Genomic DNA, 24,956 nt, shown 5'->3' on the forward strand with positions numbered 1-24,956 from the left:
GCCCGTCAGCGGGCCTGAGCGGGCCTCAGGCGGCCCGCGACTGGTTCAGCGTGAACGACAGCAGGTCGCCGTCCGTCGGCTCGCCCCAGGTCCTCTGGGCCAGCCAGTCGAAAAAGGCCGTCTCGGCCAGCTTGGAATCGAGGCCGCGCTTGCGCCAGTCATCGCGCAGATGCGTACCCATCGTCGGCAGCGCCTCCGATTCGAACGACTCGCGCGCCACTTCGCGCTCCGCGTCGCCCTGCTCCTCGTACAGCACCTTTGCTTCCTTGCGCCGGAACGCCGCGAACTCGCTCAGCAGGCGTGCCTTCAGATCGTCCGGCTGGGCTGCTGCAATCTTCGGGGACGGCGTGCCGGCAGGCAGCGCGTCGACCGACTCGACCGGCGGCGCATAACCCTTCTTCAATGCATCCTTGAACAACGCCGGCGCGCTGCGCACCGGCGGCAGCGTCGTGCTGCGCATCCGCTGCTCGGTCATCTGCAGCGCGGCACGAATGCGGTTCTCCTCGCTATCCGCATAGAGCGTCTGCGCTTCCTTCAGCGGGATCCCGAGCTTCACCATCCGGTCGACCAGCGTGCTGTCGAACACGTTCGGGTGTTCGTCGAGCGCGAGCATCGGCTGCTTACGTTCGGTCACGCGGAACTGGATCTCCGCGACCCGGCGCCCTTCACGGTGCTCGATCAGCTCGACGAAGATGTTGGTGACCGCATTGACTTCCGCGATCGCGGGACGCAGATAATCGCGCTTGAAGTACTTGTACTCGCGCTTCGCCTCGTCGCCGGCTTCCGTGTCGGGCGTGCCCGACAGGATCGGCCGCCACCATTCCCACGGCTCGCGCATCGTCAGGTGGCTCGGGTTCGTCAGGTAGCGCACGCAGATTTCGTACAGCGCGAGACCGGCGCTGCTGCGCAGCTGGCTCTGAAACTGCAGGCTCAGACGCGCATACTGGACCGGGTCGAGCAGCTTCTTCTTGATCTTCGGCGCGAACGAGAATTCGACCCACACGCGGCGGGTCGCCGGATCCTCGAGAATTTCCGCGTCGGCGATCAGCGTCGAGATCCCCCACTTGCGGCCCGGCTTCTGGCTCGACGTCCCCGTGCTCCATTCGACCTGCACCGACACCATGCGGCGCAGGTGTTCCTTCACCAGCGCGGTGTCGTTCGAATCGAAGGCGGAGTTGGCGACGATGTCCGACAGCAGCGCGCGATACGTATCGCCCGAGTCGTCGGCCTGCTGCGCCACGGCCAGCAGGACATTGAACAGCTTGCGAGTGAGGAGCGTGATCTTGCCGCTCTTCGGCTGAATTGCGATCGCCTCGACGGCCTTCCGCAATTCGGCTGAACTGGCACTCACCACATCCACATCGGTTTTCTTGGCGCGCTTCGTCGTGGCCATACGTCGGGTCGGAGGAGAAGTTTTCCGGAAGGATAGCGCCTGCGGTGAAGTGCGTCCAGAACGACATGCTCACCATAGCGGGTGAAGTGCGCGTGCAAAACGGCACTCACCCCAGGCGCTCCCGAAAACCCTCACCGCTCCGGATTTGCAGCGTTCCGGACTCGTCCAGACGTGCTGCGGGATGCGCCGATTCACAGAATTTCACCTGTGCGCGACACGTGCGAAATGACCTCCCGTATCGGCTCACCTTTCGATTTGTCGTAATTTTACGACTGCGCGGCCGTGCATTCGGCACAGGGTTGCGATCCCACGACGGCGCGCCTCCCGATCACCCTCCATCGGCCTGTATGCATGTACAGGCGCGACTTACCGAGAGATCGGAATCGGATCCGGCATCCCGAAAGTCGCCTGCGAAACCGGCCGGCGCGACCCGATCAGGCGTGCTTTGCCGGCCCGGGCGCGCATTGTACAGCGCACAAACCGTATCGGGTCCCGAAAATACTCACCTCGAGCACAGTGTCTTCATTCGTCCGAATATCGGCGAATGCCCGACACGCGCGGGATTCGCTACCAAGGTCTCCCGAAAACGCTCACCTTACCGAAAAATCGCTGTGCGTCCCGAGGCAAGGAAACGACTCCCGAAAAATCTCACCGTAACCGCCTCGGTATCAAAAATCTCAATGCGTTCCGATACTTATGCACAGAATGCATTTGGCTGTGCGTCGCTGACAGCCCCCGAAAAGCCTCACCTTTCGACGGAAATCCTTCATACGACAACCTCGTGTCGGGCCCCGAAAAATCTCACCTGTGCCAAAAAGTGGCACAGCAAAAACGAGATTTCTCCCAGTCCTGGCGGGCTTTTCGACGAATTCAGCCGTTCACAGGTCCCGAAAAGCCTCACCTTTGACCATTTTTCGGGCAAATTCCATTCCCGAAAAGTCTCACCTGTGGCCGGAATCACAGCCTGTGATCGGGGCCCCGAAAAATCTCACCTCAAGGGGATCCGGGCAGGAAAACCCGGATTTCCCTCCCGAAAAGCCTCACCTTTGGGGCTTCACAGGCCCCCATGAGCGCTTTTGCTGTGCAAAATGGCGGGCGTTTCCCGGAAATCCTCACACCAAAGACCCGTGGAGTCCCGTGGAATCTCACCTTTCGAAAAAACTGCCCAAAAGATGGGCAGAATCAGGGCTCGAAGAAGGTCCCGCAAATTCTCACCTATGTCTGCACAGGCAGAAAACTGTGCAGTCAGGCACCGCGCGGGTTCTGTGGGTGTGAGGCCCCGAAAAGCCTCACCTTTGGTAAATCTCGTGTTTCACTGTGATCCCGAATCCGCTCACGACCTTTCCCGCAACGGCTCACGCAGCTCCCTGAACCCCATCACTTCAGCTCCCGCAGAAGATCACCTTGGCTCCCGTAAAACTTCACCTTGTCGGCCGGAAAGCCTTGCAGCATAAGGCTGTGCCGTGGCGTTAACGTTTTTAACTAAGGGTTCAAGGGTGTTTACTTCTAATACTCTCAAGACATCGGGCTGCCGAGTTTTCCACAGACACCCCAACCCCTGAACACCCACGAGCAATCGGAACCGCCGTCATGTGAAACAAATGCCGAAATTCGGGGCCTGCAGGAAAATGCTTGTGAGACAAGGACTTGGCTAATTTTCTTCGCTTTGTTTCACGGAATCCTGGACCACAGTCGTCCGGATTGGCTCACAGGCCCGATTTCTGTGCAAAGCGACGTAAATTCACAACGACAAGCCGAAAAAGGTATCGATAGATACGTATTTCGTTATGATTGCCACATTTCAATGTCTGTGAGCACAGCGATGACCCTGGACGAAATACGCCAAGCCATTCGGGACGAACTGGAATCGCTGCGTGCGAACGGTGCACGACGGCAGGAATTGTCGCTGCACGCATGCAAGCGGTTGTTCTTCGATCTCGGCATCAGGCCGTCGGCTGCCAACGTCCGCGATCTCACCCAGACCGGCAGCGCCAGCGATATCCCGAAAGACATCGACCATTTCTGGGAGCGCATCCGTTCCGCCTCCAAAATCAGGCTCGACGGCGCTGCAATCCCGAAAGCCGTCGAGGAAAAGGCGGGGGCATTGCTCGGCGCACTCTATGAAGAAGCGTTGAAAGCCGCGCGGGACAGTCTCGATGAAGATCGCGAGCAGGTTCGCGCCGGCGTTGCCGACGCCGAACAGCGGCTGCGCGACGCAACCATCCGCCAGGAGACGCTTGAAGGCGCGCTCGCGCGGAGCGAAGCAAAAAACGAGCAGTTGCAGGCTCGCGTGACCGAGCTCGAAGTCCAGCTTGCGTCGCAAACGACGCACGGTTCGGCCAGTGAAGCGTCGTTGCTCACCACAGTCGCCCGACTGGAAAAGGAACTGGCCGCGGCCGCCGGCCGCATCGAAGCCGAGCAGACGCAAAATGCGACGCTGCGAGACCGCATCGATGCGCTGCAGGCCGAACTCCAGCAGCGCACCGAGCACTACGCGCAGCAAATCAAGGATGCCGTGGCCGAAGCCGAACGCCGCGTGAAGCCGATGCTGGTCGAGCTGGATTCGTTGCGCAGCATGGCGTCGACCTACCAGAGCGGTTTGCGCGACGTTCAACGCAAGGAATTCGATTTCCTGCAGCAACTGAGTTCGGCCAAGGCACGTGCCGACCGGCTCGAAGAACAGTTGCGCAGCCAGGGTGATGAACTGGAACGTGCGACGCGCGATGTGAGTTCGCTGCGCGCGAGCCGCGGCATGAATCCGGAAATCGCCGCGCTGATTCGCCGCCTGGCCGATGCCGGGCAACTGGATGCGGACGCGTTTGCCGCGATCGGCACCTCGCTGGATCAGGAGATTCCGGTGCCGGCCCATTGTCCGCATTGCGACGGTGAGCCTGAGCTGTCACACAGCGAAGAAGGTTTCGAAGTGGCCTGCCCCGAGTGCGAGCATGCTTCGGGCGCGTGGCCGTCCCGATTCGAAGCGGTCTCGCGATTCGCGCACACGTGACGCCCGCATAGGCCATGCCGCACAGGTGAGACGATCCGGGGAGCCTGGGGTGAGGTTTTTCGGGAGCTGTGAAACGGTGAGGCTACGCCACACAAGGCTGCTCACGGATCGCTTCGCGTGAGCAGCCCATTCGTGATCAGTGAGTTTCGTCGCTATCGGACGCGTCACCGTTGCTGTCGGCCAGACCATCGCGCCAGTTCTTCCAGGCGCGGTGCAGGCGGTTCGACGAGATCGGCCGCATGAAGCCCAGCCATTTGCCGACCCGCTCGGGCGGCACGTCGTGTTCGAACAGTTCAGCTGCATAGGTATTGCGCAGCGTTTGCGGGCTCGCGCGCGCGGTGCGCGACGACGTGAGCCCCGCGGATTCGACGATCGCATCGATCGCGCGCAGCATCGTCGCCTTGTGCATCGGCCGCCCGGCATGGGACGCGGGGAACACGAGTTCCCCCGGAATCTCCTGGCGCTTGCGCTCGGTGAGCCAGGCTTCCAGCAGCGCGATCGCGAACGATGCCAGGTGGGTTTCGCGTGCGAAATCCGGATGCGTCGACTCGATCCGCAGTGACGTTCCGCTTGTATTGATGCAACTAATCGTGAGTGCTCGCGCTTCGCCGGTTTTGATGCCCGCACCGAGAAAGGCGGCAACGAGTGCGCGGTCGCGCCGCTCTTTCCAGTATGCGGAACCGGATACGCCGATCGGCGAAAAAAGATACGCGAGCAATGTTGCGCGCTCGGCCGGCGTGAGGAAACCGGTCGGTTCGTTGTCGCGCGCCTTGCGCCAGTTCGCTTCGCCATCCTGAGCAATGAATCGGGCCGGGTTGGTCGACGCGTATTCGGTGCGCCGGATGTGATCGAGCACGCGCTCGATCAGCCGCAAATAGCGCATTCTCTGGGTTTTCCGGATCGGCAGTTCGCCGACGAAATTCGCGATGGTTGCGGTATCGACCGTGGCCAGATTCTTCTGGTGCGCGCGCATCCATGTGAGAAACGCGCCCCATTGCGCGCGGTAGACGTCTGCTGACGAGCGGCGATAGTCCTGCATGGCGAGCCAGGCATCGAATGCGGCTTCCGGCGAGACGATCCAGTCGGATGCGCCGCGGTCGAACAGATCTGTTTCTTCCGGGCGTGCCGGCGTGTCGGGAGAGGCGGGAAGAGACATGTGATTTATTCCGTTAGTTGCGTATATGGTAGCCCTTTCCGCAACGTCTCGGGCAGCAAGAGGCTGATCAAGGCCGCCATACGCAGCGGCCCGGGCTCGGAGTCAGTCGCCCCATGCCTTGGACGGGCGATGAACGCGCGCGTGCGACGCCGTGTCGTTCGACGCAGTTGACGCTGCTTCATAGGCGAGAACCGCAAACGAAAATACGGCGGGCAGCGCATTCGAGCGCCCGAAGTCGATCGGATCGTCCGTTTCGGGAAAGGTCATGTCCAACTGTCGTTCGAACAATTGGCGCATGCCGGCGTCGTGCCGGCTGGCAAAGCCGAGATCGGCAAGCGCCTCGGCCTCGATGGCGTGCAGTAGCCGCCACGTCAGCGGAACGCGCTGGTGGATGTAGCGCCCGGCGATATGCCGGACGATCAGCTCGAGGTCGTGCGCGGCAGCCTTGAAGCTGAGCGCGGCCAAATCTTGTTCTTCTGTCATTGCAGGCTCCTGTCGACCGGGCAGGCGCCTCGGTGCGCCGGCTCCGGCCCATGCATGGCGGAATGTCCGTATACTGTACAAACATACAGTACTTTCCGCAACTGGCCTGCAATTGGCCGTTTGGCCAGCTGGTCGCGCCGTCAGCGATGGATCACGATCAGCAATGCCCGCGCCTCGGCCTTGCCGGGATTGCGGATTGCGTGCGGCTCATCGGCCGGGTAGCGCGCGGTGTCGCCCACCTTCAGGCGCCGGCTGGCTGCCGCGGCTTCGATTTCCATCGCACCCTGCAGCACGGTGAGGTGTTCGCGCGTGCCGGGCTCGTGGGCGTTCGATATCAGTGCGCCGCCGCCCGGCAGCGTGAGCTCGTACCACTCGAACTTGCCGGCGAGGTCGATCGGGCCCCACACACGCAACTGGTAGCGGCCGTCATGGCCGGCGAGCGTCGGGATGTCGTGCGGGCCGTCTACCCGGATGGTCTCGGGTGCCTTCGGCTGCGAGAACAGCTCGTCGAGCGTGATGCCGAGCGCGTTCGTCAGCCGCCATGCCACGGCGATCGTCGGGTTGGCCTTGTCGCGCTCGATCTCGGAGAGCATCGATTTCGATACGCCGGCCGCGCGCGACAGGTCGTCGAGCGTCAGCTTGCGTTCGTTGCGCAGCCGCTGGATCTGCTCGCCGACACGCGGCGGCGTTGCGGCCGGCTGTTGCGGCGCGGCGCTGGCAGGCGTGCGCCGCGAACCGGAGGAACTTGCCATTTGGATTCCGTTCGCTTAGAGTTGTTCGATATTTCGAATTCTAGTTCGGAATATCGGATAAATGCGGTCAACCGAACGACCGACTATAACAGTAGCAGGCCGTTGCGCCGCCGCCACGAGTGGCGCGTTGCGGAATGCGAAACCCTGTCAGGAGCTTTGCGATGCGTGATGCCTTTCTCGCCCAGGTGCGCGGGACGCTGGACCAGATCCGCGCGGACGGTTTTTACAAGACCGAGCGCGAGATCGCGAGTCCCCAGGCGGCGGACGTGCGGCTCGCCGGTGGTGCCGGCGTGCTCAATTTCTGCGCGAACAACTATCTGGGTCTGGCGAACGACTCGCGCCTGATCGACGCGGCGAAGGCCGGCCTCGACCAGGACGGCTTCGGCATGGCATCGGTGCGCTTCATCTGCGGCACGCAAACCGTGCACAAGCAACTGGAAAGCGCGCTGGCCGCGTTTCTCGGCACCGAGGACAGCATCCTCTATTCGAGCTGCTTCGACGCGAACGGCGGGCTGTTCGAGACGCTGCTCGACGAGAACGACGCGGTGATCAGCGACGAACTGAACCACGCAAGCATCATCGACGGCGTTCGCCTCTGCAAGGCGAAGCGCTTCCGCTACAAGAACAACGACCTGGTCGATCTCGAGGCGAAGCTCAAGGAAGCCGACGCAGCGGGCGCGCGCCACAAGCTGATCGCGACCGACGGCGTGTTCTCGATGGACGGCATCATCGCCGACCTCAAAGGCATCTGCGATCTCGCCGATCGTTACGGCGCGATCGTGATGGTCGACGATTCGCACGCGGTCGGCTTCATCGGCACGCACGGCCGCGGAACGCCCGAGCACTGCGGCGTCGAAGGCCGCGTCGACATCATCACGGGCACGCTCGGCAAGGCGCTCGGCGGTGCATCGGGCGGCTATGTCGCCGCGCGTCGCGAGGTCATCGAACTCCTGCGCCAGCGCTCGCGCCCGTACCTGTTCTCGAACACGCTCACGCCGAGCATCGCCGCGGCCTCGCTGAAGGTGCTGGCGCTGCTCGGCAGCGACGAAGGCGCGAAGCTGCGCGAGCGCGTGCGCGAAAACGGCGCGCGGTTCCGCAAGCAGATGACCGAGGCCGGCTTCACGCTCGTGCCGGGTGCGCATCCGATCATCCCGGTGATGCTCGGTGACGCGCAGCTCGCGACGAACATGGCCGACAAGCTGCTCGACGAAGGTGTCTACGTGATCGGCTTCTCGTTCCCCGTCGTGCCGCGCGGCCGCGCGCGCATCCGTACGCAGATGAGCGCCGCGCATACACCCGAGCAGATCGACCAGGCGGTCGCCGCGTTCGTGCGCGTCGGCAAGTCGCTCGGCATCATCTGACGGAGGCGCGATCATGAAAGCACTGGCAAAGCTCGAACGCGGCCCCGGCCTCACGCTCACGCGCGTGAAGCGCCCCGAAGTCGGCCACAACGACGTGCTGATCAAGATCCGCCGCACGGCGATCTGCGGCACCGACATCCATATCTGGAAGTGGGACGATTGGGCGCAGAAGACGATTCCCGTGCCGATGCACGTCGGTCACGAGTATGTCGGCGAGATCGTCGAGATGGGGCAGGAAGTGCGCGGCTTCGCGATCGGCGATCGCGTGTCCGGCGAAGGCCACATCACGTGCGGCTTCTGCCGCAACTGTCGCGCGGGGCGCCGGCACCTGTGCCGCAACACGGTCGGCGTCGGCGTGAACCGCGAAGGCGCGTTCGCCGAGTATCTGGCGATTCCCGCGTTCAACGCATTCAAGATTCCGCCGGAGATCTCCGACGATCTCGCATCGATCTTCGATCCGTTCGGCAACGCGACGCACACGGCCCTGTCGTTCAACCTCGTCGGCGAAGACGTGCTGATCACCGGCGCGGGCCCGATCGGCATCATGGCCGTCGCGATCGCGAAGCATGTCGGTGCGCGCAACGTCGTCATCACCGACATCAACGACTACCGGCTCGAACTCGCGCGCAAGATGGGCGCGACGCGCGCGGTCAACGTCGCGCGCGAGTCGCTGCGCGACGTGATGTCCGACCTGCACATGACCGAAGGCTTCGACGTCGGCCTCGAAATGTCGGGTGTGCCGAGCGCGTTCACGAGCATGCTCGAGGCGATGAACCACGGGGGCAAGGTCGCGCTGCTCGGCATTCCGCCCGCGCAGACGGCGATCGACTGGAACCAGGTGATCTTCAAGGGGCTCGAGATCAAGGGCATCTATGGCCGCGAGATGTTCGAGACCTGGTACAAGATGGTCGCGATGCTGCAGAGCGGCCTCGACCTGTCGCCGATCATCACGCACCGCTTTGCGGCCGACGATTACGAGAAAGGCTTCGCCGCGATGTTGTCTGGTGAAAGCGGCAAGGTGATTCTCGACTGGACGGCCTGAGTGCCGAGAAGGGGCGGTGCGGCATGTTTGCCGCCTGCCCCGTGTTTGTTTGACGGCTGCGCTTTCGAGTCGAAACACGCGAATCCGCGCTCAAGGTGAGATTATTCGGGAGCCGTGTTTGCGCGCCGAATCGCGACACGATCGCACATCGGTGACCTGCAATCGCACGCTCACTTCACCTGTCGGCAGTCGTCCCGCTTCCCGCCGTCACGCAGTTCGGCACTTGCCCCCTCTTCCAGGCACTTCCCTCTTGGCTGCCCGCGTGATCGTTCGCCACGCACGCGATGCGATGCGATGCCGAACCGCACCGTCAACCGTGAGCCTTCACGCGTCGTTGCGACTCACTCATGCGGGAAGCAGTCGACATCGATGGATATCGACCGGTGCGCTGGCCGCTACTTGATCCGTTCACCATTCAACCCTCGCGGGTCGAGCTGAAGACTCAACACGACGAGCCAGCGCTTCGGGCACTGTGGTGCGATGTCGGCCGGATCGCCGTGCGTGCCGGGAACGGTGACGAACCCGTGTTGCGCCGCGTATTGATATGCGCGTAATGCGTCGGCCTGCAGCCAGAAGCTGACGAGCGCACACGTGACGAAGCGGAACAGCAGCACCGTCGCGGCATCCGGCGCGAAGCCTGCCATCACCAGCAGGCTTTCGAACGCGAACGCCAGCGCCTGGGCGACCGCGATCGTGAGAAACGTCAGCTTCAGCACACCGCGCAGCCGCTGCGCCGCGCGCACGCGTGCGTGCCGGACGTCAAGCCGGGTGTGATCGTCGCCGCCCTCGCGCTTCGGCATATCGTGTTTCATGACACTGCTCCGACGTGCCGCGCGATGTCGAACTGCGCCGTATTGCCGGCAACGATGCGACCGCTCCCGACGCTGACGGATTTGCACAGGATCGTGCTGTCGTAGTTGTGTCCCGGAAAGCGCATCACGTCGACCGGTTGAAATCCTTCGCGCCGATAGAAATCGATGAGCCGGACTGCCGCATACGGTGCGTCGAGTGCGAGATGCGTCGCGCCGCGCGCGGCGGCCCGCCGCTGCGCGAACGCGAGCAGCGAACGGCCGATGCCGCGATCCTGCCAGACAGGATCGACGGCCAGCTGGCCGAGTGTCGCGACGTGCCGGCTGCGGTACGGATCGCAGCGGGAATCGGGATCGTGCGACCGCATCGTCATCGTCGCGACCAGGTGGGCGTTGCCGAGCGCGACGAAGCACTCGCCGGTGAGCACGCGTTCGCGTGTCGTCGCGGGCGGCTGATCGACGCCCGGGCAGTTGAAGCCCAGTGCGCCGAGCGGTGCGAACGCGCGATGCAGCAGCGCGGTCAACGTGTCGTACGAATCGCTGCACGGGTCGAAGCGCCGCACGACGACGCGGCCGTCGAGCCGCTTCGCATAAGCCGCATAGGCGCGCACGGGGCGCGCGGATTCCGGTCGCTGCATGATGTCCTTTCGCCCAGACGGGGTGACCGAAGTGTAGTGAGCGTCACGCGTCCGCTTCAAGAAAAAATGTCGTAAACGGGGCGGCCCACGTCGCCCGTCCGGGCCGTGATTCAGCCCTCTCGCCGACAGGGCTTTTGCATGCGGGTGTTGACGACGGAGAACGATCGTTCTACCGTAAACGCATGAACACACCTCACGACTCCTCCGCCGAACCGGGCGTTCGCGACCGGCTGCTCGATGCAGCCGAAGCATTGATCTATTCGGGCGGCATCCATGCAACCGGCGTCGATGCGATCGTCAAGCGATCCGGCGCGGCGCGAAAGAGCTTTTATTCGCATTTCGAATCGAAAGAGGCGCTGGTCGTGGCCGCGCTCGAACGTCGCGACGAACGCTGGATGCGCTGGTTCGTCGATGCAACGCTGGCGCGCGGCAAGGCGCCGCGCGTGCAGTTGCTCGGCATGTTCGACGTGCTGCGCGACTGGTTCGGGCAGCCCGACTTCCACGGCTGCGCGTTCCTGAACGCATCGGGTGAGATTCCCGATGCGGATGATCCCGTGCGCGTCGTCGCTCGTGAGCACAAGGCACGCCTGTTGGCATTCGTACGCGAGCGGTTCGATGCGTATGCCGACGAAACCGGCGTCGAGCGCCGCGGGCTTGCGCGACTGGCGCGCCAGTGGCTCGTGCTGATCGACGGTGCAATCGGCGTGGCACTCGTATCCGGCGATGCAAACGCCGCGCGCGACGCGCGCGCAACGGCCGAACTGCTGCTCGACGCGGTGTCCCGCTAGTCGAAGCAGCGATCCCGAACCGGCCGCGATTGTCCGCGGCCAGAACCTGAACAGGAGCAATCCATGTCCGCTTCCCCCGAAGTCCGTCCGCCCGTTCCGCCCTTCACGCTCGAAACGGCCCGCCAGAAGGTGCGCGCCGCCGAGGACGGATGGAACACGCGCGACCCGCAGCGCGTGTCGCTCGCCTACACGCCGCAAAGCCGATGGCGCAATCGTGCGGAATTCGTGACCGGCCGCGACGAGATCGTCGGGCTGCTGCAGCGCAAGTGGGCGCGCGAGCTCGACTACCGGTTGATCAAGGAGCTGTGGGCGTTCGACGGCAATCGCATCGCGGTGCGCTTTGCATACGAATGGCATGACGATGCCGGCAACTGGTTCCGTTCGTACGGCAACGAGAACTGGGAGTTCGACGAGAACGGCCTGATGGCGCATCGTCACGCGAGCATCAACGACCTGCCGATTCGCGAGCAGGATCGTCTCTATCACTGGCCGCTCGGTCGCCGTCCGGACGATCATCCGGGGCTGTCCGATCTCGGGCTGTGATGCGCGCGTCGGCTCGACTCGACGGATCGACGAACACGTCACCGGCATGCAACGGTGAGGAAATTCGGGAGTCGGTGCGCTGAAGGTGAGATTTTTCGGGACGAGGTGAAACGTCGCGTCGGGCTGTGTGCAACGAGCCGTTCGACGCGGCGGCGCATCGGGCAAACCGGGCGTGCCGCACACGTTGGCATCGCGTGATGCACGTGTTTGCACGCAACGGTGTGCCTTATTGCGCGATGCATCTCACCGATCGCACAGGGCCGGCAGTGAATTGACGATCGGTGTGCACGCACGCGATGTGCAGCTCACCGATCGTGACGACTTCGAAGACGGATGGCGGGAGCCGCGCGCGTGGCGGTGCGGTGTCGTTCATCACTCGACGTCACCGTGCTGGCGACGGAATCCGCACGAGTGCGCAAATGCGTGGCGTGTCGCTCACCGCACTCCGCACTCCGCTCACCCACCGCCTCACGCAGTCACTATCCGGCGCGTGCGAACGCGCCGGGCATGATCGTCAGCCCGCGATGCGCGCGGCGATCGCCTCGCCGACTTCCTGCGTGCCCGCATTGCCGCCGAGATCGCGCGAATGCGGCCCCGTGCGCAGCACATCCTCGATCGCGGCGACGATCGCGTCGTGCGCTTCGCGTTCGCGGCCGGCGCCATTGCCGAGGAAGTCGAGCATCAACGCTGCCGACCAGATCATCGCAACGGGGTTCGCGATGTATTGCCCCGCGATGTCGGGCGCGGAGCCGTGCACGGGTTCGAACAGCGACGGAAACTTGCGGTCGGGATTCAGGTTCGCCGACGGTGCGATGCCGATCGTGCCCGTACAGGCCGGCCCGAGATCCGACAGGATGTCGCCGAACAGGTTTGACGCAACGACGACGTCGAAGCGGTCAGGCTGCAGCACGAAGCGCGCACACAGGATGTCGATGTGCTGCTTGTCGACGGCGATGTCGGGATAGCGTTCGGCCATCTCGGCCGTGCGCGCGTCCCACCACGGCATGCTGATCGCGATGCCGTTGCTCTTCGTCGCGACGGTGAGGCGCTTCGCGCGCCGCTGTGCGAGGTCGAACGCGAATTTCAGCACGCGCTCGGTGCCGTGACGCGTGAAGATCGACTGCTGCATCACGATCTCGCGTTCGGTGCCTTCGAACATCGTGCCGCCGACCGACGAATACTCGCCCTCGGTGTTCTCGCGCACGATCATGAAGTCGATGTCGCCCGCGCGGCGGCCGGCGAGCGGCGACGGCACGCCGTCGAACAGGCGTGCGGGACGCAGGTTGATGTACTGGTCGAACTCGCGGCGGAATTTCAGCAACGAGCCCCACAGCGAAATGTGATCGGGCACCGTCGCCGGCCAGCCGACCGCACCGAACAGGATTGCGTCCATGCCCGACAGCTGCGCCTTCCAGTCGTCCGGCATCATCTTGCCGTGCTGCGCGTAGTAGTCACAGCTCGCCCAGTCGATCTGGACGAAGTCGAAGCGCACGCCGAAGCGCGCGGTCACGGCCTCGAGTGCGCGCAGGCCCTCGGGCATCACTTCGCGGCCGATGCCGTCGCCGGGAATCACGGCAATCTTGTAAGTCCTGTCGGTCATGCAAATCTCCTTGGCTGGGCGGCCGGCTGCCTGGGGCGGTAGCGGCGCGTTACGTCATTTTATTTATTTCCATTCAGATTAAAATCGTGCGAAAGGTTAATCGACTTTCCACGAATCGTGAACAAATCGCCGAATCTGGACGACCTGCGCGTGTTCAGCCTGGTCGTCCGCCTGACCAGCTTCAGCGCGGCCGCCGAGCAGCTCGCGGTATCGCCCGCCTATGTCAGCAAGCGCATCGCGCTGCTCGAGGCGCAGCTCGGCACGCGCCTGCTGCATCGCTCGACGCGCCGCGTGACGGTGACGGAAGCCGGCGAACGCGTGTACGCGCGCGCCGAGAAGATCCTCGACGACGTCGATCATCTCGTCGAGGACGTGTCGACCACGCGCACGGTGCCGCGCGGGACGCTGCGCATTTCGAGCAGCTTCGGCTTCGGCCGGCACATCGTCGCGCCGGCGTTGCTCGACTTCACCGTGCGCTTTCCGCAGCTGAACGTGCGGCTCGATCTGTTCGACCGGCTCGTCGATGTCGCGGGCGAAGGCTACGACCTCGACGTGCGCATCGGCGACGAGATCGCCGATCACCTGATCGCGCGCCGCCTCGCCGCGAACTACCGCGTGCTGTGTGCATCGCCCGACTATCTCGCACGGCGCGGCACGCCGCGCTCGCTCGCGGATCTCGCGTCGCACGACTGTCTGGCCATCAAGGAGCGCGATCACCCGTTCGGCGTGTGGCGGCTGAACGTGCGCGGCGAAACGGCAACGGTGAAGGTCGGCGGCGCGCTGTCGACGAACCATGGCGAGGTGGCGGTGCAGTGGGCACTGGCCGGGCGTGGAATCGTGTTGCGTTCGATCTGGGAAGCCGCGCCGCTGATCGAACGCGGCGCACTGTGTCGCGTGCTGCCGGAGGCAATCCAGCCCGCGAACATCTGGGCCGTGTATCCGGAACGCGTCGCGGCGTCGGCGAAAGTGCGCGTGTGCGTGGATTTCCTGGTGGAGACGCTGGCCGGTTTGAATGCCGCCGCGGGTGACGAGACGGCCTGAAACCGCCTAAAGGTGAGCTTTTACGGGGGGCTGTGCGGAACGTCGGCAGGCCCTCGGTTCCGGCTCGCAATCACGTCGCGAGCCGGTACGTCCACCTTGCACCCACGCATAGGCGGCCGCAATGTGCAGGGCCGGCCGACGATGGCGCCCGCTCGTGCCTTATGCCGCTTTCGCCACCTCTACCGCGCCGAGCATCAGGTCGAGGTTCTGCACGGCCGCGCCGGATGCCCCTTTGCCGAGATTGTCGAACACGGCGGACAGCAGCACCTGGCCGTGATCGGCATTGACGAACACGCCGAGCCGCAGGTCATTGGTGCCGTTCAGCGCTTGCGGATCGAGATGCGTGATCGCTTGCGTCGCCGCGAGCGGCGTGACGTCGACGTGACGCGCGCCGGCGTAATGGTGCGCAAGACACGCATGCAACTGCTCACCGGTCACGCCGGCAGGAAGCAGGCGCAGCTCGATCGGCACGGTGAGCACGATGCCTTGCCGATAGGCACCGTAGGCCGGCACGAACATCGGGCGATTCGTCAGACCGGCGTGCAGCTGGATCTCCGGCACGTGCTTGTGCGCGAGTGCGAGGCCGTAGACCTGTAGCGGTTTCGCTTGCGACGCATCGTTCGACTCGAATGCGTCGACGGCAGCCCGTCCGCCGCCCGAGTACCCGGAGACGGCATGGATGCTCACCGGGTAGTCGCGCGGCAGCAGGCCGGCCTGTTGCAAGGGGCGCAGCAGCGCGATCGCGCCGGTCGGATAGCAGCCGGGATTGGTGACGCGCCGCGCGTGCGCGATCGTCTGCGCGTGCCCGTTCGCCATTTCGGGAAAGCCGTAAACCCAATCCGGCTGCGTGCGATGGGCCGAACTCGCATCGATCACGCGCACCGCCGGATTCCGGATGAAGCCGACCGCTTCGCGCGCGGCCGCATCGGGCAGGCACAGGATCGCGATGTCGGCTGCGTTGATTGCCTCGGCGCGGCGCACGGGATCCTTGCGCTCGGCGTCCGGCAGCGTGACGAGCTGCAGGTCGTCACGCCCGCGCAAGCGTTCGTGGATCAGCAATCCGGTCGTGCCTTGGTCGCCGTCGATGTAGACAGTGGGGTGGCTCATGATGGTCGCGCGCCTTCGGTTCGGTCGTCGGGAAAGCCGTATCGTCCGCCGAACACCTAGAATAGGAAAAGTTGAATTTGCTGACTACGAGATTCAGTTTTCTTGAACGAGAGGTGAAGGATGCGAGAGATCAGCCTGGACCGCCTGCGCACGCTGGTCGCGATCGCGGACCACGGGTCCTTTGTCGCCGCCGCGCAATGGCTTCATCTCGCGCCGCCGACGGTCAGTCTTCACATTGCCGAACTGGAAAGCCGGATCGGCGCGCCGTTGCTGTCCCGCACGCGTGGAAACGTGCGGCCTTCGCCTATCGGTGAAGTGCTGGTGGAGCGGGCGCGTCGCCTGCTGGCCGAGGTCGAATCCACGCTGGACGATGTGCAGCGGCAGGTGCAGGGGTTGACCGGGCGCGTACGCCTCGGCGCTTCGACCGGAGCGATCGCGCACCTGCTGCCGCAGGCGGTGGCCGGGTTGCGCGAGCAGCATCCGGACATCGATGTCCAGATCGCGGTGCTCACGTCGCACGATACGCTGGCGCGCATTGCGCAGGGCACGCTCGATATCGGACTGGTGGCGCTGCCGCAGACGGCGGTCGCGGGGTTGTCGATCCGCGCGTGGCGGCGTGATCCGGTGATGGCGTTCCTGCCGGCGGACTGGCCGCTCCCGGCGCGGGTGACGCCCGGCTATCTGGCTGGCCGCCCGCTGATTCTCAACGATGCAACCACCCGCCTGTCGCGGCTCACGACGGAATGGTTCGCGCTGGGCGGCCACCGGCCGGAGCCGCGGATCGAACTCAACTACAACGATGCGATCAAGAGCCTGGTCGCGGCGGGTTACGGCGCGACGCTGCTGCCGCACGAGGCGGGCGCGCCGCTACCCGACGCACGCATCGTCATGCGGGCGTTGCGCCCGGCGCTGTGGCGTGAACTGGGTATCGCCCATCGGGCGGGGCCGGTCGAGCGGGCGACGCAGCACGTGCTCGATGCGTTGTGGGCGCTGAAGGCGCGATAGCGCGCCGGCATTCGGGAACGTCGGTGCCGCCGGTCGTTCGTGCCGGCAGTACCTGCACATCCGCGGCCTGGCGCTTCAAAGCCGGTTGTCCTTCGCGAGCGTCAGCACGCGCGCCCAGCGTTGCGCATCGCGCTTGTCCGTCATCGGCAGCTTCCATTCGCTGCGCACCGCATCGCGCACGCGCACGACGAGATGCCAGCGGCCGCCGATCGGCGCGGCCTGGCAGCCGTCGAGCTGCGACAGCGTATAGCGGCCGTCCGCGCCGTCGTGCGACAGCCACAGCAGCCCCTGCGTCGCGGACACGCGCAGCTCGCCCCACGCGCGATGCACGACGTGGGTCCAGCCTTCCTCCTTCGTATTCGGTGCGATGTCGCGGCGGCGCTTGATCCACCACGCGACCAGCGCGATCAGGATCGCGGCGGCGAGCACGGCGGCCGCGATCGCGACCGGCTGGCCGAACTGTGCGGCGATGACATGAAAAAGATGAACCGCGCCCCATCCGAGAGCGATGAGCGCGAACAGTGCAATGAAGATCGGCATGTCTGAACGGAGAAGAGGACGGACCGGCGCATGCGTCGCGCCAGTCCGTCGCGCGCGGCATTACCGTTTGCGGTGAATGTCGTGCGTCACGAAGCCCGCGTCGTTGTTGGGCAGCGCGAGGCCGTCCTTGACTGCGAGCGTCTTGCGGATGTCGTCGAGACCCGCGGACCAGTGGTCGCGCATCGTCGACAGACCGAACTGATAGTCCTTGTAGTGATGCTCGTACGCCTTCTGCTGGTAGATCAGGTGCTGGATGTTGTACTTCTTGCTGCACGACATCGCATCGGCCTCGATGCACCACGGATCCGCCTTGCGCTGCTCCTCCGGCACCTGGTCGAGCACGTGGCGCAGCACGTTGCGGTAGCGCTGTTCGCGCTGCAGCGTGTCGGTGACGAAACGCGTGCGGCTCGAATACTGCACGTCCTTCGTGCGCTCGGCGACGTCGGCCATCGTGCGCGGCAGCGGCCCGCGCGCGCTCCACAGATCGACCTGGAACGCGAGCGTGTCGCGGCGCGGCCGTGCGCGGAGCACTTCCATCAGCGGCGTATTCGACACCACACCGCCGTCCCAGTAGTACTCGCCGTCGATCTCGACCGGCGGGAATGCGGGCGGCAGCGCGCCGGACGCCATGAAGTGTTCGGGCGCGAGACGGATGCGCGAGTTGTCGAAGTACACGAAGTTGCCGGTACCGACGTTGACCGCGCCGACCGACACGCGCGTTTCGCCCGAATTGATCCGGTCGAAATCGCACAGCTTCAGCAGCGTCGCGCGCAGTTGCGACGTGTCGTACCAGCTGATCTTCTCCGGGTGATCCGACACGCCCGGCAGCGGCGGCGGGAAGCGCGGCACGAAGAAGCCCTGCTGGCCCTGCATCATCGCGCTCGCGGCCTGCGACGCGGTGAAGAACGTGCGGACCTGGTCGATGCTGTTGAACAGCGCGAACTCGAATGCGGCCGGAATCGTCGGGAAGAACGCCGGCTTGCAGATCGTTTCCCAGAATTCGCGCAGCCGCTCGACACGATGCTCGGGCGCATTGCCCGCGATCAGCGCGGTGTTGAGCGCGCCGATCGAGATGCCCGCGATCCAGTCGAGCGGGATGCCCGCCTCGTGCAGCCCTTCGAACACGCCGGCCTGGTACGCGCCGAGCGCGCCGCCGCCTTGCAGCACGAGCGCGATCGTCTCGTACGGCAGCGTGCGCGCGGCGGCAGGTGCGCCGGCCTCGTGATGCAGGTCCGCCGCATCGACGGCCTGCTTTTCGGTGCGGGCGTGCGGCTTCATTGCATGAACCAGCCGTGGCTGACGATGAACGACTGGCCCGTGAGCGCGGCGCTCGGGAAGGCCGACAGGAACAGCACCGTCTGCGCGACGTCCTGAACGGTCGTGAACACGCCGTCGACCGTATTGCCGAGCATCACCTTCTTCACCACTTCCTCTTCGCTGATGCCGAGTTCCTTCGCCTGCTCCGGAATCTGCTTGTCGACCAGCGGCGTGCGCACGAAGCCCGGACACACGACGTGCGAGCGCACGTTGTGCTTCGCGCCTTCCTTCGCCAGCACGCGGGCCAGGCCGAGCAGGCCGTGCTTGGCCGTCACGTACGCCGACTTCAGCGGCGACGCTTCGTGCGAGTGCACCGAACCCATGTAGATCACGACACCGCCGCGATCGTCCTTGTACATGTGCTTGAGCGCCGCCTTGGTCGTGAGGAACGCGCCGTCGACGTGGATCGCCTGCATCTTCTTCCAGTCGGCGAACGAATAGTTCTCGATCGGGTTCACGATCTGGATGCCCGCGTTCGACACGAGGATGTCGACCGAGCCGAACGTTTCGGCCACCTTGTCGATACCGCTGTTCACGGCTTCCTCGTTCGTCACGTCCATCGCGACGCCGATCGCCTTGCCGCCCGCCTTGACGATCTCGTCGGCGACCGCGTTCGCGCCGTCCTGGTTCAGGTCGGCGATCGCGACGGCCGCGCCCGCTTTCGCGAGCTCGAGTGCGATTTCCTTGCCGATGCCGCTCGCGGCGCCCGTGACGACTGCGGTCTTGCCATTCAGGTTGCTCATGTTCGAATTCCCGTGGTGAAAGGATTGACAGGGAGAAAGGACTGCGGACGTGTTACTGGGCCAGGTAATCGTAGACGACTTCGCCGAGGCCCAGTGTCAAATCCGCGACGATGTGGCGGGCTTCGACGATTTCGAGCACGGGCAGGTCGGCCACGGGCGCGAGCGCATGCGGCGCCAGCTCGAGCGATGCGGGGCCCGTCCATGCGCCCTTCATCTTGATGTCCTGCATGTAGTAGCGCACCAGTTCGCAGACGCGCGCGGTGCCGTCGACGTGCGGGATGATCTTCAGCAGGAAATTGGGGCCGGCGAGACGCCTGGTCTGCTCGTCGATGTCGAGTTCCTTGTGCTTGTAGCCCATCGTGCCGGTGGCGACGCGCACCTTGCCGTAGTCGAGCGTGCCGAGGAGGTGGTCGGTGTTCACGTGCAGCGTGGGCGACGCGAGTTTCTTCGGGAAGCCCCACAGTTCGCGGCCGCCGGCGATCGGCGGGTGATCGTCGAGATACATCGCGAGCGTATAGCCGCCCGGCTGGCCGTTGTATTCGACGGGAATCACCTGGCCGCTTTCGGTGTAGTCGCCAAAGCCGGTCGAATCGGCCATGCGGATGAATTCGTAATGCACGAGCGGCTCGGTGACCTGCAGCGGCTCGGGGACGATTTCGCGGAGACGGTCCGGATCGGTGCGATACGTGATGATCAGGAACTCACGATCGACGAAACGGTAAGGGCCCATCGGGAAGGCGGGGCTGGTCAACGGCATCGCAAACGCTTTCGATCGGACATCGCTGGGTTTCATGCGGACTCCTTGTTGTTGATCGCTTCGTGGATGAGTGCTCGTAAGCTCGTAATCCTATGCCTGTGCGTTGCCGTTGTGCGATGCCGCATGTGGAATTAATTGTTGCCGATTTCGAAGCAGTTGCAACGTAAATATTGAGATGAATGGCATAAACGGCCTGGATGGCATCCGGCGTCCCGATGTTTGCACGTATCGATGACGCCGCGATGTGAAAAAGGTGAGTCTTTACGGGAAGCTGGGTGAGCCTTTACGGGGGACGGGCGCGCGGGAATATGACAATTGTGTGAACTTGTGTTGCAGTGCAGGCTCTAAGTGCGTTCGTCGCGGCGGGCTTTGCCGCACGCGCGCGGCCGTCTTGTTAAGCATCACTTAAGCGGATGCGCCATAGCATCGTTCGTATCAGGCCGGGCAACCGGCCGAATTTTTACGCCCCACGCAACCGGATTCATGCAGACCCTCAATCTCACCCTCTTTTCCGCCATCAACGCCGGGGTTGCGCCGCAGCCGGGCGTGGCCCGCCTCGCCATCTTCGCCGCCGACTGGCTCGTCTATGCGTTGCCCGCGATGTTGCTGCTCACCTGGATCTTCGGCGCGCGCCCGACGCGGCGTCAGGCGATCGAAGCCGGCCTCGGCGTGTGCGTGGCGCTCGCGCTCGCGCAGGTCATCGGACATTTCTGGTTCTCGCCGCGCCCGTTCATGGCGGGCGTCGGCACGCAGCTGATTCCGCACGCGCCGGACAGCTCGTTTCCGAGCGATCACATGACGTTCGCGTGGAGCATGGCGGTCGGGTTGATGCTCGGCGGCACGACCCGGTTCACCGGGTTCGTGATGGCCGCAATGGCCGCGGTGATTGCATGGGGGCGGATCTATGCGGGCGTGCACTGGCCGTTCGACATGGCGGGCGGCGTGCTGGTCGGCACGGCCGGCGCGCTGGCCGCGCACCTGTACGGGCAACGCGTGACCGCGCTGCTCGAACGGCTCGGCGATTCGGTGCATGCCGCAGTGACGGGCCACCGGCACGCGCCGTAAGCGGCAGGAGGTCGGGCAGGACGCCGTCAGCCGGGTGTCTTGGCCGATTCGGCCGATGCGGACGGGCCACCTCCCGCATCGTGCAGTTCAGGGGTATCGGCCGGGTGTTGCGCGGCGTCGCGCTCGAGTGCGCTTTCTTTCAGGATCGCGCACATCGCGACGAACAGCGCGAGTACCACCGCGGCAAGGCCGCAATAGCCGACGATCTTCAGGTTGCGAAGGAACGGCGAAGCGTGGCTTTCTTTTGTCATGACCGGGCGCTCCTGGGCGGGCTGCGGCGGCTGTCGCCCGACAGCGGCGTCGCATCCACAGATATATACCAGTCGCGATAGCGGTGCCAAGCCCGCTGGTGCGCCGACGCCACGATTGTGTCATCGGGTGGTCAACCCCGATCGGGTACCCGTTTGCCGGGCACCCGCATCCATCAGTCTTCCAGCGTTTCGTGCACGGCCGCCGCGCCGCGCTTCCAGTAGGCCGCCGCGCGGATGCGCGACTTGTCGACGCCGCGCTCGGCGGTCAGGTGCTGGCGTACCGCGCGCATCGACAGCGCTTCACCCGCGGCCCACACGTAGCCTTCGCCGGACGGCGGCAGCGGCAACTCGCGCACGGCATTCAGCAGCACGTCGCCGTCCGCCGCGTCGGCTTCGGCGCGGAAGCGCCAGATTTCATGCACGTCGGCACGCGTGTCGAACGCGACCTGCGCGGTACGATCCGCGACTTCCATCACGACGGCTACGCGCGCGCCGGCCGGCAATTCCTCGAGACGCCGCGCGACCGCCGGCAGCGCCGTATCGTCGCCGATCAGCAGGTGCCAGTCGAAACCGGTCGGGACGACGAACGAACCGCGCGGGCCGCCGATGCCGAGCCACTGGCCGACACGTGCCTGGGCGGCCCACTGCGACGCGGGGCCCGGGTGGTTCAGCACGAATTCCAGATCGAGTTCGCCGGCGGCGCGGTCGAAGCGGCGCGGCGTGAAGTCACGCGCGACCGGCTTCGGTTCGCCTTCCGGAAACTCGGGACCGTTCGCGCCGAGCGTCGGCAGCACGGGCCGTTCAGCGCCGGGCGGCGGGAAAAATACCTTCACGTGATCGTCGAACGACGCGGATTCGAAATCCGCGAGATCGGGGCCGCCGAGCGTGACGCGCAGCAGGTGCGGCGTCACGGCGTGTACGCGCAGGACTTGCAGCAAGCGGAACTTGAGGGTGTGGCGCACGCGGGTCACGGTGCGCTCGGATGTGTTCTGCATCAATCGGTTCTCCTTAGGGTTTGGAGGGGCGGCGCGGATTACGCGCTGGTGCCGCCTTCGATTTCAGCCGTCGCGCGGCGCATGATGGCCGCGATGCGACGCTGTTCGTCGGCGTCGGCGGCGCTCTTGTGCAGCAGCGCCCGCTTGAGTGCGAGACGCGCCTCGACGAACTCCGGCAGCCAGCCTGCTTGCGCTTCGTCCGGCGTTTCGTTGCCCGCCGACTCCCCGGCGAACGCGCGGCGCATGAACTCCATCTTGCGCGCGAGGTGCGTGAGGCGCGCGAACAGCGTATCGACGCGTTCGCGCTGCGCGTCGAGATGCGCGCGGCCGGCGTCGGTCAGCGCATAGCGCTTGCGGTTGCCTTCCGCCTGCGATGCGACGAAGCCGACTTCTTCGAGATACGTGAGCGCCGGATACACCATGCCGGGGCTCGGGCTGTAGAAACCGTTCGAACGCGTGTCGAGCGCCTTGATCAGCTCGTAGCCGTGGCTCGGTTGCTCGGCGACCAGCGCGAGCAACAGCAGCTGGAGATCGTCGGAGCTGAACTGGCGGCCGCGCGGCATGCCGTCGTCGCCGAAATCGCCAAAGCCGCCGCGCCCGCCACGGCCGCCGAACGGGCCGCCACCGAACGAATCGTGGCTGCGACGGTGGCGGCCGATCGCGTACCAGAGACCGGTGAACCACTCAGGGCGGCCATGCGCACCATGACCGTCGCATCGGGCATGGCCGCGGAAAGGGTTGTGTCGCATGATCGAGTCCTATATGTCGTAAAACATATCTAAAGATATATATCGAAAGATAGGTCGTCAAGGAGATTTATTGGGGCTGGATTGCGGAGCGAGGGGAACTGGGGCGCGCGGCGGAGATTGCCGCCGATGCGTTTCATCCAGCTCGACGGCGCGTCGATCACGACGATCGGCGCGTTGCTGGTTCTGCAGACGTTGCCGGCAATTGATCGTGACGCAGCAGTGTGCCGGCACGTATTCGCGCGCCGACGGCCCCGCGAGGCATTGGCCGTGAGGGACTCGAGTTTCCCAGTATTTGATGTCATGCAATCTAATAAAATACCGGTGGTCATTATTTAAATCGCTTGAACTGTTTAATTTATTTTCTTTCGATCAAACAAATTTTCCGTGCCGGCAAAGGTATTTAAATCGGCTCCATCATCCAATGTGGTGTTCCCGTGCAACGCAGGCCTGCTTTGGGTTGCAATGGAATGAATATTTCCGACCCTCTATATCTGAATTGAAACTCGTTGAAAATGTAAAGCATTGCAATATCAAAGCGGGATTTGAGTATTTCGATTGCGACGTATGATTTTGTTTGGCAGGATTTTCATCAAGTTACTCTATTTTAAAACAACAAAACAACCGGCCATTCAAACAGTCGAAATAATGCGCGCCGGATGAGCAACGATTCGAAAGGAAGCTGACGAAGAAACTGGTTACGAGGCGGCGGACGGTCGACACCGTTCGCGATCACTGAATCAATCGCTTTCCCGGGCGTGGACGCGTCACCCCAGCGATCCGGGCGAATCCGATACGGGGCAGCCATGGCGATACTCAAGAACGATTCTTCCGGGGAAGCGTGCCTGCTCCGCGCGTATCACGTGTTCGGCCGCGATGCCGCACGCTGCGATACGGTCATCCGCGACGCGTCGGTGTCCCGGGTCCATGCCCATATCCGCTGGGTCGGCGGGTTATGGGAGCTCCACGATCACAGCAGCAACGGCACGTCGGTATCGGGCGTGCCGTTGCGCGACGGCGAGCACGCGGTGCTGCAGCGAGGCGACGTGATCCGGTTCGGCAGGGCGGGTGTCGCGCCCTGGCGCGTCGATGCGCTCGACGATCCGGCCGATACGCTGTGGCCGGTACGGGGCGCCGTGCATCCGATCGTGCTCACGCCGCGCCAGATCCTGGCTGCCCACGCCGCGCAGCCGGTCACGATCGTCAGGTCGCCGGCCGGCGATTGGCTGTGCGACGACACGCTGCCACCGCGCGCGCTTCATGACGGCGATGAAGTATCGACGGGCGACTTCACGTGGCGCGTGGCGCTCGTGCGCCACGGCTCGACGATGACGCTGCGTGCGCCTGCCGATCCGGCCGCGCCGCCCCGATTGCTCGAATTCCTCGTCAGCCGGGACGAAGAGCACGCGCGGGCGCTGCTGCATGTTCGCGGCGGCGTGGTCGATCTCGGCGAGCGCGCGCATCACTACAGCCTCGTCACGCTCGCCCGCGCACGTTCGGCCGACATGCAGGCCGGTTATGACGCGGCCACGCAAGGCTGGATCGAACTCGACCGGCTGGCGCGCATGCTCGGTATCGATACGTCCCATCTCAACGTGCAGATTCATCGCGCCCGGAGCCAGTTCGCGGCGCTGCCGGGGCTGGACGCGAGTCAGCTGGTCGAGCGGCGGCGCGGCAGCGTCCGCTTCGGCGATTTTCCGTTCCGCGTCATGCGCGGCGAGCGCCTGGAATGCCAGTCGGTGCCGGGCGTCGAGCCGCGCATCGGCATGCATCGTCCGGCGCCGGATCCGGTCGTCCATTGCTCGTGAACGCGGAACGAC

The 24,956-nt window shown here is 64.7% G+C and carries 25 protein-coding genes; 10 read left to right on the top strand and 15 right to left on the bottom strand.

The genetic code is table 11. From position 1 onward, the window contains the following. Positions 1 to 25 precede the first annotated feature (25 nt). A complete protein-coding gene (locus LXE91_RS25495; RefSeq protein ID WP_011353619.1) occupies positions 26 to 1,393 on the bottom strand; it encodes a replication initiation protein in 1,368 nt (455 codons plus the stop codon). A 1,822-nt stretch (positions 1,394 to 3,215) separates the two neighbouring features. On the opposite strand from LXE91_RS25495, the gene LXE91_RS25500 reads away from it, so the two are divergent. Continuing rightward, the gene (locus LXE91_RS25500) at positions 3,216 to 4,397 is read left to right on the top strand and encodes a DNA-binding protein (RefSeq protein WP_039344626.1); all 1,182 of its coding nucleotides are present in this window, start codon (positions 3,216 to 3,218) and stop codon (positions 4,395 to 4,397) included. Between the two features lie 136 nt (positions 4,398 to 4,533). Here the strand turns inward: LXE91_RS25500 and LXE91_RS25505 are convergent, their stop codons facing one another. The 3 genes from LXE91_RS25505 to LXE91_RS25515 all read right to left on the bottom strand — a co-directional run bounded on the left by LXE91_RS25505 (position 4,534) and on the right by LXE91_RS25515 (position 6,788). Further along, positions 4,534 to 5,553: a tyrosine-type recombinase/integrase gene (locus LXE91_RS25505; RefSeq protein ID WP_039344623.1), complete on the bottom strand. Its 1,020-nt coding sequence runs from the start codon at positions 5,551 to 5,553 to the stop codon at positions 4,534 to 4,536. A gap of 102 nt (positions 5,554 to 5,655) precedes the next feature. After that, positions 5,656 to 6,036 carry a DUF2471 family protein gene (locus LXE91_RS25510; RefSeq protein WP_039344620.1) on the bottom strand — a complete coding sequence of 127 codons (381 nt, stop codon included), beginning with the start codon at positions 6,034 to 6,036 and terminating at the stop codon, positions 5,656 to 5,658. A gap of 140 nt (positions 6,037 to 6,176) precedes the next feature. Continuing rightward, positions 6,177 to 6,788 carry a helix-turn-helix domain-containing protein gene (locus LXE91_RS25515; RefSeq protein WP_039344617.1) on the bottom strand — a complete coding sequence of 204 codons (612 nt, stop codon included), beginning with the start codon at positions 6,786 to 6,788 and terminating at the stop codon, positions 6,177 to 6,179. 161 nt (positions 6,789 to 6,949) lie between these two features. On the opposite strand from LXE91_RS25515, the gene LXE91_RS25520 reads away from it, so the two are divergent. Continuing rightward, the gene (locus LXE91_RS25520; protein ID WP_039344614.1) at positions 6,950 to 8,149 is read left to right on the top strand and encodes a glycine C-acetyltransferase; all 1,200 of its coding nucleotides are present in this window, start codon (positions 6,950 to 6,952) and stop codon (positions 8,147 to 8,149) included. Positions 8,150 to 8,162: 13 nt separating this feature from the next. Then, positions 8,163 to 9,191: an L-threonine 3-dehydrogenase gene (tdh, locus tag LXE91_RS25525; protein WP_011356765.1), complete on the top strand. Its 1,029-nt coding sequence runs from the start codon at positions 8,163 to 8,165 to the stop codon at positions 9,189 to 9,191. A 395-nt stretch (positions 9,192 to 9,586) separates the two neighbouring features. Here the strand turns inward: tdh and LXE91_RS25530 are convergent, their stop codons facing one another. Together LXE91_RS25530 and LXE91_RS25535 are read right to left on the bottom strand one after the other, a co-directional pair. Further along, a complete protein-coding gene (locus LXE91_RS25530; protein WP_039344611.1) occupies positions 9,587 to 10,003 on the bottom strand; it encodes a hypothetical protein in 417 nt (138 codons plus the stop codon). Beyond that, positions 10,000 to 10,638, bottom strand: coding sequence for a GNAT family N-acetyltransferase (locus LXE91_RS25535; RefSeq protein WP_039344607.1), 639 nt, complete (start codon positions 10,636 to 10,638; stop codon positions 10,000 to 10,002). The genes LXE91_RS25530 and LXE91_RS25535 overlap by 4 nt, the downstream gene beginning before the upstream one ends. Positions 10,639 to 10,820: 182 nt before the next feature. Between LXE91_RS25535 and LXE91_RS25540 the strand changes: the two genes are divergently transcribed. Next, entirely contained in the window at positions 10,821 to 11,426 is a 606-nt protein-coding gene (locus tag LXE91_RS25540) for a TetR/AcrR family transcriptional regulator (RefSeq protein ID WP_039344604.1), read from the top strand. Positions 11,427 to 11,489: 63 nt separating this feature from the next. Further along, positions 11,490 to 11,969: a nuclear transport factor 2 family protein gene (locus tag LXE91_RS25545; protein WP_039344601.1), complete on the top strand. Its 480-nt coding sequence runs from the start codon at positions 11,490 to 11,492 to the stop codon at positions 11,967 to 11,969. A 514-nt stretch (positions 11,970 to 12,483) separates the two neighbouring features. On the opposite strand, the gene LXE91_RS25550 is transcribed toward LXE91_RS25545, so the two are convergent. Beyond that, a complete protein-coding gene (locus LXE91_RS25550; protein ID WP_039344597.1) occupies positions 12,484 to 13,569 on the bottom strand; it encodes a tartrate dehydrogenase in 1,086 nt (361 codons plus the stop codon). 117 nt (positions 13,570 to 13,686) lie between these two features. Here LXE91_RS25550 and LXE91_RS25555 point away from each other — a divergent pair, with 117 nt between their 5' ends. Continuing rightward, positions 13,687 to 14,610 (top strand): LysR substrate-binding domain-containing protein, encoded by a 924-nt coding sequence (locus tag LXE91_RS25555; protein ID WP_039344594.1) that lies wholly within the window; start codon positions 13,687 to 13,689, stop codon positions 14,608 to 14,610. Between the two features lie 159 nt (positions 14,611 to 14,769). Here LXE91_RS25555 and argC read toward each other — a convergent pair whose 3' ends face one another. Continuing rightward, positions 14,770 to 15,717 carry an N-acetyl-gamma-glutamyl-phosphate reductase gene (argC, locus tag LXE91_RS25560; RefSeq protein ID WP_039344591.1) on the bottom strand — a complete coding sequence of 316 codons (948 nt, stop codon included), beginning with the start codon at positions 15,715 to 15,717 and terminating at the stop codon, positions 14,770 to 14,772. Positions 15,718 to 15,837: 120 nt separating this feature from the next. Here argC and LXE91_RS25565 point away from each other — a divergent pair, with 120 nt between their 5' ends. Next, positions 15,838 to 16,722 carry a LysR family transcriptional regulator gene (locus tag LXE91_RS25565; protein ID WP_039344588.1) on the top strand — a complete coding sequence of 295 codons (885 nt, stop codon included), beginning with the start codon at positions 15,838 to 15,840 and terminating at the stop codon, positions 16,720 to 16,722. Positions 16,723 to 16,797: 75 nt separating this feature from the next. Here the strand turns inward: LXE91_RS25565 and LXE91_RS25570 are convergent, their stop codons facing one another. The 4 genes from LXE91_RS25570 to LXE91_RS25585 are packed head-to-tail and all read right to left on the bottom strand — an operon-like array spanning position 16,798 to position 20,115. Further along, a complete protein-coding gene (locus LXE91_RS25570; protein ID WP_039344585.1) occupies positions 16,798 to 17,262 on the bottom strand; it encodes a hypothetical protein in 465 nt (154 codons plus the stop codon). A gap of 60 nt (positions 17,263 to 17,322) precedes the next feature. Beyond that, positions 17,323 to 18,540 (bottom strand): patatin-like phospholipase family protein, encoded by a 1,218-nt coding sequence (locus LXE91_RS25575; RefSeq protein WP_039344582.1) that lies wholly within the window; start codon positions 18,538 to 18,540, stop codon positions 17,323 to 17,325. Next, positions 18,537 to 19,322 carry a 3-hydroxybutyrate dehydrogenase gene (locus tag LXE91_RS25580; protein WP_039344578.1) on the bottom strand — a complete coding sequence of 262 codons (786 nt, stop codon included), beginning with the start codon at positions 19,320 to 19,322 and terminating at the stop codon, positions 18,537 to 18,539. The genes LXE91_RS25575 and LXE91_RS25580 overlap by 4 nt, the downstream gene beginning before the upstream one ends. A gap of 52 nt (positions 19,323 to 19,374) precedes the next feature. Further along, positions 19,375 to 20,115, bottom strand: a complete 741-nt coding sequence (locus tag LXE91_RS25585; RefSeq protein WP_039344575.1) for an acetoacetate decarboxylase — start codon at positions 20,113 to 20,115, stop codon at positions 19,375 to 19,377. 447 nt (positions 20,116 to 20,562) lie between these two features. Between LXE91_RS25585 and LXE91_RS25590 the strand changes: the two genes are divergently transcribed. Next, on the top strand, positions 20,563 to 21,144 hold the full coding sequence (locus LXE91_RS25590) for an undecaprenyl-diphosphatase (protein WP_039344572.1): 582 nt from the start codon (positions 20,563 to 20,565) through the stop codon (positions 21,142 to 21,144). Positions 21,145 to 21,170: 26 nt separating this feature from the next. On the opposite strand, the gene LXE91_RS25595 is transcribed toward LXE91_RS25590, so the two are convergent. The 3 genes from LXE91_RS25595 to LXE91_RS25605 form a co-directional block, all read right to left on the bottom strand. Further along, positions 21,171 to 21,395, bottom strand: a complete 225-nt coding sequence (locus LXE91_RS25595) for a hypothetical protein (protein WP_039344569.1) — start codon at positions 21,393 to 21,395, stop codon at positions 21,171 to 21,173. A 173-nt stretch (positions 21,396 to 21,568) separates the two neighbouring features. Beyond that, complete coding sequence (locus LXE91_RS25600; RefSeq protein WP_039344566.1) at positions 21,569 to 22,390, bottom strand: siderophore-interacting protein; 822 nt, start codon at positions 22,388 to 22,390, stop codon at positions 21,569 to 21,571. Positions 22,391 to 22,428: 38 nt separating this feature from the next. Beyond that, entirely contained in the window at positions 22,429 to 23,139 is a 711-nt protein-coding gene (locus LXE91_RS25605; RefSeq protein ID WP_039344563.1) for a PadR family transcriptional regulator, read from the bottom strand. Positions 23,140 to 23,265: 126 nt separating this feature from the next. Here LXE91_RS25605 and LXE91_RS25610 point away from each other — a divergent pair, with 126 nt between their 5' ends. Next, positions 23,266 to 23,475, top strand: coding sequence for a hypothetical protein (locus LXE91_RS25610; RefSeq protein WP_039344561.1), 210 nt, complete (start codon positions 23,266 to 23,268; stop codon positions 23,473 to 23,475). A 467-nt stretch (positions 23,476 to 23,942) separates the two neighbouring features. Continuing rightward, a complete protein-coding gene (locus tag LXE91_RS25615) occupies positions 23,943 to 24,944 on the top strand; it encodes an FHA domain-containing protein (RefSeq protein ID WP_039344556.1) in 1,002 nt (333 codons plus the stop codon). Positions 24,945 to 24,956: the final 12 nt, after the last annotated feature.

Origin of the sequence: Burkholderia contaminans, from assembly GCF_029633825.1 — a bacterium.
Taxonomy (GTDB): domain Bacteria; phylum Pseudomonadota; class Gammaproteobacteria; order Burkholderiales; family Burkholderiaceae; genus Burkholderia; species Burkholderia contaminans.